The organism is Bacillus cereus group sp. BfR-BA-01380 (assembly GCF_022663535.1).
In the GTDB taxonomy this organism is placed as follows: domain Bacteria; phylum Bacillota; class Bacilli; order Bacillales; family Bacillaceae_G; genus Bacillus_A; species Bacillus_A cereus_BB.
In genome coordinates this window covers 97,708-109,845 of the sequence record NZ_JAKUFS010000001.1, presented here as the reverse complement: position 1 = coordinate 109,845, position 12,138 = coordinate 97,708, and the positions used below count along the sequence as shown (strand labels likewise).

The following is a 12,138-nucleotide window of genomic DNA, read 5'->3' as shown; positions in this document are numbered from 1 at the left end:
TTAATGCGGGATAAAAAAGTATGAAAAGAATAGGGGGATGAAATAGTGCTTCTCAGTTAACTGTATAAAAATAGTGTACTCATGGCAAGGCTTTGCTTCAAAGTGAGGCAGATGTATGGTTCAAATCACATTTTATTGTTGTGTAGGGAGATGTATTCAAAATAAACTTGCTGGCAGCGATATAGATTCATATAACGGATGGAGATTTTCACTCTCTTAAGAAAAACTTAAGAAAGCTCCCCCATATTTATTAAGAAATGCTATCTATACTGAAAGCTATCTTACAAATATCGAATGAATGGGGAGATACTTTATGCAACTTATTACATTCTTGACGGAATTTATTAAGCATCCGAAACATACTGGGGCAATTGCACCTAGTTCAAATATATTATCAAAAAAAATGGTAGATGCGATCGATTTTGAAAAAGCACAATATATTGTGGAATTAGGTCCTGGAACAGGAGCTTTTACCCGAGAGATTATGAGGAGAAAAAAGGCAGAAACAATATGTATCCTTATTGAAATTAATGAGGTTTTTTTCAAAAAGTTGCAGAAACAATTTGAGAGTAATCCAAGTGTTATTGTCATACATGGATCAGCTGAAAATATTCAAAAGTATATGGAAGAGTTAAAGATAGAAAAAGTTGACTATGTATTATCTGGATTACCATTTACCTCATTACCACAAGAAATATCAGTACGAATTTTAAAGAATGTGATGGAATCATTACAAGAGAGCGGAGAGTTTATTACATTCCAATATTCACTTGTAAAAAAAGAGTTTATACAAGCTTTTTTTTCAGAGATTTCGTTAAAAAAAGTTTGGTTCAATTTTCCGCCAGCCTATGTCTTTAGTTGCAGAAAAGAGACGAGGAGGTCTTATGCATAATGGAGTTACATGAGTTATTATCGTATATTGAGCAGTATGGCTATGCCGCTTTATTCTTTTGTTTATGGTTAGGGATTATAGGCATGCCAATTCCAGATGAAATGATCGTAATGAGCGGCGGGTTTGTATCGTCAATGGGTGTATTAAGTGTAATTCCAGCCTTTTTATTAATGTATTTAGGTGTTGTGTCAGGTCTCTCTTTAGGATATATACTTGGAAAGATATTCGGCGCTAAAGTACTTGATAAATTAATGAAAAAGAAGAAAACAAAGTATTTGTTAAAATCACAAGAAATGATAAATCGATACGGACATTATGCGTTAGTAACAAGCTACTTTATACCTGTCGTTAGACATATCGTTCCTTATTTAGTTGGTATGAACCGTATGTCTTTTAAAACGTACGCTTTGTATTCGTACACAACAGGGTTTGCCTGGACTTTTCTTTATTTTATACTCGGTTCTATGTTCGGGAAACATATCGAGCAGATTGTCGAAGTGGCGACGAAGTATGGCATCTATTTCGGTAGTATAATTGTTGTTATAGCAAGTATTTCTTATTTATATATGCAGAAGAGAAATCAGGTAGATACCTTGTAGTATGTATGGTTACTAGGGAAATGGAGGATTTATTTCATTGCCTATTGCGTCTTCTATTACTTGCTGTGAAGTGTAATGATACAAGCTAAATATGTCGCTTACACGACGAGATAAAAAGAACTCTTATTAAAAGGGTTTTTTAATTCCGCATTAACGGGTAGTAAGACTCCCATCTCAAGATTGAAAGGGAAGCGATGAAGATAGGATGAATGTTTACTTTCCTATTGACCTTCAAGTTACTTGAAGGATTAGAATATGAGTAAAGAGTCATAAAGGAGATTGAAAAAATGAGTCAAGAACTTAAACTGCGCCCTTTAGAACGAGAAGATCTGAAATTTGTTCATGAATTGAATAACAATGCACATATTATGTCTTATTGGTTTGAAGAACCTTATGAAGCTTTTGTGGAGTTGCAGGATTTATATGATAAGCACATTCATGATCAAAGTGAACGCCGTTTTATCGTGGAAAAAGATAATAATATGATTGGATTAGTTGAATTAGTGGAGATTGATTATATTCATCGAAGAACAGAATTTCAAATTATCATTGATCCAAAGTATCAAGGTTATGGTTATGCAGAGTATGCAACTCGTTTAGCGATGGATTACGCTTTTTCAGTATTAAATATGCACAAACTTTATTTAGTAGTAGATAAAGAAAACGAAAAGGCTACACATATTTACAAAAAAGTGGGCTTTACAGTTGAAGGTGAGTTGCAAGATGAATTTTTCGTTGATGGTAACTATCATAATGCAATCAGAATGTGTATTTTCCAGCATCAATATTTAGAAATGAAATAATAAATTTTTTGAGGTGATTTGTATTTTGGAAGCATGAAATAGAGATTCTATTAGCTAAAGTAATACAAGAACCTACGCTTCAAATTATGATGAATCATTCCCTTCCTTTTACACCGAAATATTCTTAAGCAATATCAAACTACGAAACATGAATTATTAAAAGGAGTACACTCTGGATTTATCAAGACCTAATTTTTAAAAACACTTTAAAACCAAGACCTCAGCATATTAGACATATATAATATGTTGAGGTCTTTCTTGTCTCATTAAAAAAGGTGTTTTCTGTATATGGAAACACCTTTTGTTAACATAAAATCAATGTATCCCCAAATCTTTAAAAAAGTCCCTTCAGAAGAAGATCTAAAGAGACTTTTAATTCCTGTTATATTCCATAAATTAAAAATACCCTAAGAAATATTTTTCTTTACCTTTTTCGCAATAGAACGTGAAGATAGTCTACCATGCAGTAAATAGTAAACCCCAATTCCGATTATTATAAGGAATGAACAATAAAAATATAATGAGCTATGATCAATTTTAGCTGCTGCAATACCAAAGATAAATGATCCAATGCCAAACCCAAAATCGAATATAGAAAGGAATGTAGCCGTAGCTAATGCCCTCTTTTTAGGAGGTGCTACTTGAATGGCAATGGTTTGAAGACTGGGAAATGTGGTTCCCCAACCCAATCCAATAAGGGCTGCTGATGAAAGAAATAACAAGGATGTATTCGATATACTCAATAAGAACGTACCGATTGCAAAGCATAAAATAGCGGGATAAATTATAATATTTGCCCCGAATAAATCAAACCATTTTCCAGTAAAAGGTCGAGAAATTAAAAGGACCACTGCGTACACAACAAAGAAATAACCAGCAGCTTCCACTAAACTATGCTCTTTAGCATATATGGATACGAAGGAAACAATTCCCGAATAAATAAGTGCAAAGAAAGCTGAAACCATTGATACAGGAATGGTAGGTATTTCCAAATAATCTCCAATTTTCATACCGGTTTTTCGTTCCATTGTCCGTTCTGACATAACAGTTTTCCTAGGTAATTTAACGAATAGTCCTGCAACGAGTGCAAAGAGAGCGCATAATGCATTGATGATAAACATGAAAGTTGTCCCTGCTTGTTGCATAACAGTCAAACCCAAAAAGGGACCAATGGCCATACCAAGATTTAGCGTTAGTCCATAGTACCCCATTCCTTCTCCTTTGCGGGAGTCCGGGATGAGATCTGCAACAATTGCTCCAGTGGCTGTTGTGGCCATTCCAAAGCCAATTCCATGAAAAAAGCGAAGAATTAGTAAGCCAATAACAGATTGTGGAATGAAATAGAAAATTGAAGCTGCGAAAAGAACAAGGAGTGAACTTATAAAAACGATATACTTTCCTGACTTTTCGATCCATTTACCTGCAAGTGGGCGTGTTAGGATGGAGGCAATCAAAAAAACTGTAGTAATAAGTCCTGCTTCAGATTCGGCACCGTGCAATTCTTGTAAAGCATATATCGGCAGTGTAACCAACAAATAATAAAATGTTGTAAACACAAGAAAATTAGTAATGGCAATACTGATAAAATCCTTTGTCCATAATTGGGGTTTATCCAATACTTCCACCTCCCATATAATATTAAGTTCCTACGTGTTTGTCTTTCTCATCGGACAAACATTAAAACCCATGCTTGCGTTATTTTAACGCTACTTTATTTGCTCACTTATATTATCATCCGTATAATTATATGAAAAATATCTATAATGTTATTTATATATATCAAAATCATATATATTGGAGGTAAACGATGGACATAAGACAATTACGCTATTTTCTTATTATTGCTGAAGAAGGGCAAATTTCTCGTGCTGCTAAAAAACTTCACATGGCACAACCTCCATTAAGCCAGCAACTTCGACTTATGGAAGAAGAGATTGGTGCCGTATTATTAGAACGAAAAAGAAATGGGAAGACCATGGAACTCACTGAGGCGGGCAAAATTCTATATAAAAAAGCCCAGAATATTTTAAACTTATTTGAGGAGTCGATATTAGAAGTAAAAGAAGCTGGTGAAGGAATTAGAGGTTCTCTATCCATTGGTACAGTTGTATCATGTGTCTCTTATCTGCCTAAAAGAATGCAATATTTCCATGAAAACTATCCAATGGTTTCATTTAAACTGTGGGGAGGAGATCCAGGTGAATTGAGGAAGCAGTTGGAAAATCGTAATATCGAACTTGCTATTGTTCGTCTTCCTTTAGAAGTTGAAGGTCTTTCTATGATACCTTTGGAAGCGGAATCATTTGTTTTTGTGGTACCGAAAGATTGGGAAACTTTCCATTCAAAAGAAGCTATTCAAATGAAAGAGATTGAAGATGTACCTTTATTGCTGGTCCACAGAACGAAGGGAGAAGGGCTGTATGAAAGAATTATAGAAGAATGTGAACGATTCGAATTCCAGCCAAATATTTTGTGCGAATGCCCAGATGTTAATATACTTCTTTCTTTAGTTGAAGCTGGCATTGGAGCAAGTATACTTCCTAAATCTTCAGTATCTACATTTCATAATATCGAAATTAGGGTATTGGACATCATAGATTCCTCTCTTCAATCAGAGACAGCATTGGTTTGGCTTAAACAACGATATCTTTCCAAAGCAGCACGTAGATTTATCGAACTATTTTAGCTAACCACTCAAGCAAGTTATAAATTTTCACTAAATGACAATGTATTCATAATCATTTATTTCTCTGTCAAATCGCTGATATTTTAGAATGCCCCTATTATTAGTATCCCGCATACATCGATAATGATAGAATAGAAGAAAAATTACAGGAATTTTAGGGGGAGCAAGGTTTGCGAAATAAGAAATTGTATTCCAAGTTATATAGTAATTTTGTGCTGACAGGAGGAGCTTTACTGCTTTTTGCACTTCCTGTTCAAGCGGCGGATAATCCTCCTGCGACTAGCGTACAAGAGAATCAAATTGTGGCATGGACGACAGGGAATTCTATTTGGACGCTTCCTTATGGATTAGCGGGTGCTAGTTATGTAGAATCTACGAATGATTATGCAGGTAAAGATATTCAGCTAGTTCAGAAGATGACATTGAATAATGTGGTGTGGTATCAATTTCGTATAGATGGTCAAGTAATCGGTTGGCTTGATAGTAGAGCGTTGAGTGATTTGAAAAATATCCAAACGATCAATCAGACCGCTGTGATGGGGGCAACGACAGTCAATAGTGTATGGTCGATGCCATACGGTGTAGCGGGCGCGAATTATTTAGGCTCAACGGATCTTTACGCTTACCGAGATATTCAGTTAGTAGAAAGTGCTACATATGGTGGTGTGCAGTGGTACAAATTTAGCATAGATGGCAAAGTAATCGGCTGGATAGATCAAAAGGCGTTAGATCATGCTGGGGAAGCGCAGGCTGCCAATTTTACGGTTACAATCGGAAGAAGTTATAACAATGGTATATGGACAACACCTTATGGGATTACAGGTGCTCAGTATGTTGGAAGTACGAATGATTATGCTTATCAAACGGTTCAAGTGGTGAAGACTGTAAAAAGAGGGAATGTAACTTGGTACCAAGTGATGAAAGATGGTAAGCTGTTAGGCTGGGTCGATGGAGAGAAGGTAGTGTCAGGCTTAACCAATGTAAAAGATGAAAATTACACTGCTGTAATTGGTTTTTCCATGAAAGGAGACGGAATATGGAGTGATCCTTACGGCGAATATGGCGCAAGTTGGGTTAATTCTACTAATAGCTATAGTTATCAAAACGTCCAGGTTGTACAAAGCGCCACGAAAGGAACCGTTACGTGGAATAAAATTATGGCAGGCAACAAAGTATTGGGCTGGGTGGATGCGCGTGTCTTTACGAAAACGGTATCGAATATAAAAGACGAAAATCGAATCGCACTTGTTGGAGATACAGATGGTCATGGGGTATGGAGTACGCCTTATGGTGAAAATGGCGCATCTTATGTTGGGTCTGCAAGTAATTATGATAGTCGTCCGCTTCAGATTATCCGCAGTCTAGATAAAGATGGGGTACATTGGTATTATTTTAAAGTAGATGGTCATGAAGAAGGCTGGCTGGATGCAAATGCAATTTCTAGTGCAACGAATATTCAATCTTTAAACAAGGCCGGGCATGTGACCAATGCAGCGGGTAATGCAGTTTGGACGAAGCCTTACGGAATGCAGCATGCTAATTATGTTGGTTCTGCAGCGGATTTTGCTAATCAAAACTTGAATTTGTTACAATCAGCAACTTATAACGGAGTGATGTGGTATCAATTTGAGCAAAACGGACGCACTGGTTGGATCGATAGCCGAGCGGTTAGTTTAGGAGAGATCACACTTGCAGATAGGTTCCATACAATTGGTGATAACAATCAATTAATTGTTGTTACAACAACTGGTTACGGGACAAACTTAGCACGTATTCGTACGTTTGAACGTGTAAATGGTGCTTGGAAGCAGCTGTTAGATATGAATGGGCATATTGGCCGTGATGGATTTGCACCCCAAATGAGTGAGAATGTCGTGCAGTCGCCGCGAGGGAAATATTCGATTGGTACCGCATTTGGTCGTTATGGCAACCCAGGTACAAAATTACCATTCCGTCAGATTACGTCGGATGATGTTTGGGTTGATGACTCGAACAGCGCTCTTTATAACACATGGCAGTCTCGCAATGCGACGAGGGGACAATGGAGAAGTGCTGAAAACATGGATATATCTGCTTATAATTATGGATTTGTTATCAACTATAATACAGATAGAACTCCGGGTGCCGGAAGTGCAATCTTCTTCCATGTTTCTGATATGTATACAAATGGCTGTACTGGTACGGATCAGCAAGACGTTATTTCTATTTTGAAGTGGCTAGATCCAGCTAAAAATCCGGTGATTATTCAAAGCCCGGAATCAGAGCTTGGGAATTATTAAAGAGAAAGAAAAGGATAGATACAAGCAGTTACATACTGCCTGTTCTATCCTTTTTTTTATAGTAAAAAAATATCCCGTTTTAGGGAATGCTAATACAAGCTGCACTAGCAATTATCTGGTTTTATAAATTAGCAAAATAAAGCATCTAGGAGGAAAACAATATGCATGAAATTTTTATGTCAACTTTAGCGGGATTAATCGTAGGAGTAATATTTACGTTATTAAAGCTCCCAATTCCAGCACCTCCAGTTTTTTCAGCGATTATGGGAATCGTTGGGGTATGGGCGGGAATGAAGATAGTTCAATTCTTTTGGAGTTAATAAAAAGGAAGCGGGTTTAAGCTTCCTTTTTTTGTTATGCCCGGGGAGGGTTGTCAATAAAAGAAGACTATGGCAGTATATAGAAGTATAAATAGCGAGTGGAGGAAATACAATTATGTCTAATTTACCAAATTGCCCAAAGTGTAATTCAGAATACACTTACGAAGATGGAGTTTTATTTGTATGCCCAGAATGTGCGCATGAGTGGACGTTAGAAGCGGCAAATAGTGAAGATGAGAAAGTAATTAAAGATGCGAACGGAAATGTGTTACAAGACGGGGATTCTGTAACAGTAATTAAAGACTTAAAAGTAAAAGGAACTTCATTAGTCGTAAAAATTGGTACGAAAGTAAAAAATATTCGTTTAGTTGATGGCGATCATGATATTGATTGTAAAATCGATGGTTTCGGCCCGATGAAATTAAAATCTGAATTTGTGAAAAAGGCATAAAGGATTTATAGAAATGAAAAAGGATTACCTTGTATATGTATAAGAGGTAATCCTTTTTAATCTGTTTTCTTTTTCCTAAGCATCGCAGTCTAACTCCTTTAAGCGATTTCTATCATTACATGAAAAATTGATGAACGACTTTAATCAAACCAGCAACACTAGATAGTACTACAAAGCCGCCTAAGCAAGAACCAGTAACAATTTGAGTGAATAATAAATCTTGACCTTCGTTCATGAAAATCCGCTCCTTTGTCATATTTTCTAACTTTAGTTTACATGGAATGAAGAAGCGGAAACATTGAATTGCCTAACAAAATTCTTACATTATTGTAAGAATTCTTTTGTTTAAGAAATGCAACGTTACTGATTCATCATATAGTGTAATGGCAGGTGGTCAAGACTATGAAATCAAAGACCGTTTTATGAATTAGATTCGTTGTTTTTATCTTTATAGTTAACTTGTTAGTTAGGTATATCCATACAGGAGTAATCACAAATAATCATATTTTAGAATCATTAGGGTATACGATCGTTTTTAGCCTTGCTTATTTCATCATTTCCAAATTAAAGAAAAGGTAAACACTATAATTCCTTCAAAAACAAAATGAACTTCTCCAAACTTTGTGACCTTTGTTTTCCTCGTTTCATAATAAAATCAATCTTTATTTTGTCTCGTAGTTTTTTATGGTGTATGGCTTGTATTTCTTTTATAACATCTGCTGGTAAGATGCTTACCCCAAGTCCGGCATGAACCGCTTGTAGAATGGATTCAAGGGAATCGAATTCGATTATGGCTGGTGGATTCCAATTCTGTTTCTCTGCGAAATTTAATAGTTTATTTCTATATATACAACCTGGATCGCTATTTACAAGTAGCGTCGGTTGCTGCTGTTCACTTGGAGAAATTAGTACGATGTCTTCAAAATAACGGTAAACACTTTCGAACTGCGAATCGTTATATGTACCGCTTATAAAAATTCCATCAACCTCTCCGTAAGCAAGCATTTCTTGTAATTTTCGTTTATTATTCGTTTTTACTTTTACATCAATATTGTTATTGGACTGTAAAAAGGAAGAGAGTAGACGGGGAACTTTTACAGCGGAAATGGTTTGCGGTGCCCCGATAATTAAAGATTCTCGCCACTTTTTAGGGTTTAGTTTTGATTTTGCTTCGTCCATTAACATCATAATTTGATTTGTATAATTCAACAAAACTTTCCCGTCTTCAGTCAATGTTACGCCTCTGTTATTACGTTTTAATAATTTGACGCCTAGTTCTTCTTCTAAGCTTTTTATACGCTGGCTTATATTTGGCTGCACATATCCGAGTCTTTCGGCGGCTCTAGAGATAGATTGTAATTCGGCAACATGTTTAAAAATCCATAAGTCATGACTTTCCAAAATAGATCCCTCCACTGATATCATTTGAAATGATACCAAACTCATTATTCAGTATTATACCTTTCGCAAGAGCAAGGATACAATGAGTGATAAAGTGAAACTTCCATCAGTGGGGGGCTTACTGCCCGTTAATGCGGGATAACAAATATGATCAGAAGAGGAGCAGAGACAGTGGAGATAAAAGATAAAGTAGTCATTATAACGGGCGGCGGTACTGGTATCGGAAAGGCGACAGCTTTGAAACTAGCAGATGCAGGGGCGAAGGTTGTAATCAATTACAGCCGTTCGGAACAAGAAGCAGTAGAAACAAGGGACGACATTGTAAAGCGCGGAGGTACAGCGCTTATTTTGAAAGCTAATGTAGCCATAGAAAAAGAAGTGGAAGACATGGTGCTGCAAACTGTGCAATTTTTTGGAGCGGTAGATGCTTTAATAAACAATGCGAGTATAACAGCACAAATACCAATGGATGATTTGCAGTCTGTAACAGATGAAGTGTGGGATTCTCTTTTTAACGTAAATGTAAAAGGGATGTTTCATTGTATAAAGGCTGTTGTTCCTTATATGAAGAAGAAAGGGTCAGGGGCGATTGTGAATATAGGCAGTGTTGCTGGAATAACAGGGCTAGGTTCGTCTGTTCCATATGCAGTCACAAAAGGGGCCATTCATACGATGACAAAATCGTTAGCCATTTCACTCGCACCTCAGATTAGGGTAAACAGTATCGCTCCTGGTGCAGTTCATACAAGATGGTGGGCGGATCATGAAGAGAAGATGCATCAACTTGCTGGGAACATACCGCTGAAAAGAATTTCAACGCCTGATGAAATTGCGGAGGCGATTCTGTTTCAATTGACGCAGGAATCCATTACGGGACAGATATTTACAATTGATAACGGACAGACGCTTTGAAGTTAAGAGAGTGCGGGCGCTAAGAGATAGTTTTCCTATAGATATTTGTCGTATAATAATTGCTAACAATCCACGTAATTGAGTTATTGTCTAGTTCTCATTTCCATCATCAGATATAATATGGTTTAGAAAGGATGATCTCTATGGAACAGCGCTCACTCGTCCTGCTCGGTTTGCTTATGAGCCAAAGTCAGCATGGATATCAAATTAATGAATTTATTGAAAGAAATTTAAGTACAGTTACAGATATGAAAAAACCTACTGCTTATGCAACGTTAGATAAACTCAATAAAAAGGGATACATTGATGTTCAATTGGAGCAAGAAGGAAACAGACCATCCCGAAAAGTGTACTCTATTAATGAAAAGGGTAAACAATATTTTTACAAATTATTATTGAACAATTTATCTTCAGCTGAGAGAGTTAATTATCAAGGTGATATAGGACTCATGTTTATTGATTTTCTTCCGTTAGAAAAATCTTTGCCAGCTCTAGAGGAACGATTACATAAAAATAAGAAATTAATTCATATTTTTAAACAAACCCCAGTTCATGAGATGAGGATTGGAGTCAATCTGGCAATAGAGCATAAAATAACAATGTTAGAAGCAGAAATTGCGTTTCTTGAAAAAGCGGTTAAAACGCTTCTTTCTAAAATTTGAATCGCCTCTATATCTAAATTTATTTTGCAACATATAAGTCGCTGCTATGCTGGACCAGATGTTCTTGGTCTCCTAAAAAGGAAGGGATTTTTATGTTGTTTTTTATTTGAATTTATATAGTCACGTTTTTATTAGTCAGAGTTGACTAATAAAAACGTGGTGTATATAATGAACTTAATTAGTCACGCGTGACTAATTAAGTTGAAACCTAAAGATACCATTATAGTAAAGCATGATGAACGAAAAACAGCATAGATGTCATGCAGATAGTTCATTCGAGGAAGTTTTCACAAACATTAAGGAGGTTTTTGAGGATGATCGTTGTTACAAACAGAATTAAAACAAAAGTAGGGTTTGCACAAAAAATGGCCCCAGCATTCACTCGTTCAGGTGCATTGCAACAAATGGAAGGTTTTATAAAAGTTGAAGTTTTAATTACACAAAACTTAACTGAGTATGATGAATTAAATGTAAATATGTATTGGGAAAATGAAGAGAGCTTTATGAAATGGAGAAATAGTGATGCGTTTAAAGAAGCGCATAAACGACCAGAGCCAGGCTCTAAAGAAGCACAACAAGAATCACCAATTTTAGGTAGCCAAATTATTGTCGCAGAAGTGGCATCTGTCATGGAGGCACTTCCTGAAAAATAATATATAATTGTTTAAAAATAGGGGCGGGTATATCCGCTCCTATTTTATTCTGTGCCCCCAAAAGATACTATCTTTTGGGGGCATTTTTCATTTGGAAAGAATAAGTCGGTAGCGTAAATCAGTAGATAAGGGAAATTCTTATAGGTATGACATGTGGTATATAACGTAGAGGTTTTTCGTTTTCTTCAGAAAAACTTAAGAAATCTCTCTGCTATTTTTTAAGAAATGCTATTTATACTGAGACCTATACAATACTGATTAAACGAGGGGATGTTTCGTGCAACTCATTACGCTTTTAATTGAGTTTATCAAGCATCCTAAACACATTGGAGCGATTGCACCGAGTTCGAAAATATTAGCGGAAAAAATGGTGGATGCAATTGATTTTGAAGATGCACGATACATTGTAGAAATCACAACGAAGTACGGTTTCGTTTTTGGGAGTTTTCTTGTAGTAATATTCGGTGTGCACTATATAGA

General features: G+C 36.1%; 13 protein-coding genes and 2 pseudogenes. 12 read left to right on the top strand and 3 right to left on the bottom strand.

Annotation, left to right across the window (positions count from 1 at the left end):
• The first annotated feature begins 313 nt into the window (after positions 1–313).
• From MR076_RS00630 to speG, 3 genes are all read left to right on the top strand, one after another.
• A complete protein-coding gene (locus MR076_RS00630; protein ID WP_242216673.1) occupies positions 314–892 on the top strand; it encodes a class I SAM-dependent methyltransferase in 579 nt (192 codons plus the stop codon).
• Positions 892–1,491 carry a DedA family protein gene (locus tag MR076_RS00625; protein WP_242216672.1) on the top strand — a complete coding sequence of 200 codons (600 nt, stop codon included), beginning with the start codon at positions 892–894 and terminating at the stop codon, positions 1,489–1,491. The genes MR076_RS00630 and MR076_RS00625 overlap by 1 nt, the downstream gene beginning before the upstream one ends.
• A gap of 287 nt (positions 1,492–1,778) precedes the next feature.
• On the top strand, positions 1,779–2,294 hold the full coding sequence (gene speG / locus MR076_RS00620; protein ID WP_242216670.1) for a spermidine N1-acetyltransferase: 516 nt from the start codon (positions 1,779–1,781) through the stop codon (positions 2,292–2,294).
• 407 nt (positions 2,295–2,701) lie between these two features.
• Here the strand turns inward: speG and MR076_RS00615 are convergent, their stop codons facing one another.
• On the bottom strand, positions 2,702–3,910 hold the full coding sequence (locus MR076_RS00615) for an MFS transporter (RefSeq protein WP_242216669.1): 1,209 nt from the start codon (positions 3,908–3,910) through the stop codon (positions 2,702–2,704).
• Positions 3,911–4,101: 191 nt separating this feature from the next.
• Between MR076_RS00615 and MR076_RS00610 the strand changes: the two genes are divergently transcribed.
• From MR076_RS00610 to MR076_RS00590, 5 genes and pseudogenes are all read left to right on the top strand, one after another.
• Complete coding sequence (locus tag MR076_RS00610; protein ID WP_242216668.1) at positions 4,102–4,980, top strand: LysR family transcriptional regulator; 879 nt, start codon at positions 4,102–4,104, stop codon at positions 4,978–4,980.
• A 212-nt stretch (positions 4,981–5,192) separates the two neighbouring features.
• Positions 5,193–6,410: pseudogene (locus tag MR076_RS26955) on the top strand (GW domain-containing glycosaminoglycan-binding protein); the annotation flags it as partial.
• On the top strand, positions 6,402–7,259 hold the full coding sequence (locus MR076_RS26950; protein ID WP_277928301.1) for a GW domain-containing glycosaminoglycan-binding protein: 858 nt from the start codon (positions 6,402–6,404) through the stop codon (positions 7,257–7,259). The pseudogene MR076_RS26955 and the gene MR076_RS26950, both read left to right, overlap by 9 nt.
• A gap of 161 nt (positions 7,260–7,420) precedes the next feature.
• Positions 7,421–7,579, top strand: coding sequence for a XapX domain-containing protein (locus MR076_RS00595; protein ID WP_098918943.1), 159 nt, complete (start codon positions 7,421–7,423; stop codon positions 7,577–7,579).
• 115 nt (positions 7,580–7,694) lie between these two features.
• Positions 7,695–8,030 carry a zinc ribbon domain-containing protein YjdM gene (locus MR076_RS00590; RefSeq protein WP_242216666.1) on the top strand — a complete coding sequence of 112 codons (336 nt, stop codon included), beginning with the start codon at positions 7,695–7,697 and terminating at the stop codon, positions 8,028–8,030.
• Between the two features lie 115 nt (positions 8,031–8,145).
• On the opposite strand, the gene MR076_RS00585 is transcribed toward MR076_RS00590, so the two are convergent.
• Both MR076_RS00585 and MR076_RS00580 read right to left on the bottom strand, forming a co-directional pair.
• Positions 8,146–8,265: a DUF4027 family protein gene (locus tag MR076_RS00585; RefSeq protein ID WP_242216665.1), complete on the bottom strand. Its 120-nt coding sequence runs from the start codon at positions 8,263–8,265 to the stop codon at positions 8,146–8,148.
• A gap of 347 nt (positions 8,266–8,612) precedes the next feature.
• Positions 8,613–9,431, bottom strand: a complete 819-nt coding sequence (locus MR076_RS00580; RefSeq protein ID WP_242216664.1) for a LysR family transcriptional regulator — start codon at positions 9,429–9,431, stop codon at positions 8,613–8,615.
• Positions 9,432–9,602: 171 nt separating this feature from the next.
• On the opposite strand from MR076_RS00580, the gene MR076_RS00575 reads away from it, so the two are divergent.
• The 4 genes and pseudogenes from MR076_RS00575 to MR076_RS00560 form a co-directional block, all read left to right on the top strand.
• Positions 9,603–10,343 carry an SDR family NAD(P)-dependent oxidoreductase gene (locus tag MR076_RS00575; RefSeq protein WP_242216663.1) on the top strand — a complete coding sequence of 247 codons (741 nt, stop codon included), beginning with the start codon at positions 9,603–9,605 and terminating at the stop codon, positions 10,341–10,343.
• 143 nt (positions 10,344–10,486) lie between these two features.
• Positions 10,487–11,005, top strand: coding sequence for a PadR family transcriptional regulator (locus tag MR076_RS00570; RefSeq protein ID WP_242216662.1), 519 nt, complete (start codon positions 10,487–10,489; stop codon positions 11,003–11,005).
• 314 nt (positions 11,006–11,319) lie between these two features.
• Positions 11,320–11,658, top strand: a complete 339-nt coding sequence (locus MR076_RS00565) for a heme oxygenase (RefSeq protein WP_242216661.1) — start codon at positions 11,320–11,322, stop codon at positions 11,656–11,658.
• Positions 11,659–11,935: 277 nt separating this feature from the next.
• Positions 11,936–12,073 (top strand): annotated as a pseudogene (locus tag MR076_RS00560) (SAM-dependent methyltransferase); the annotation flags it as partial.
• Between the last annotated feature and the right edge of the window lie 65 nt (positions 12,074–12,138).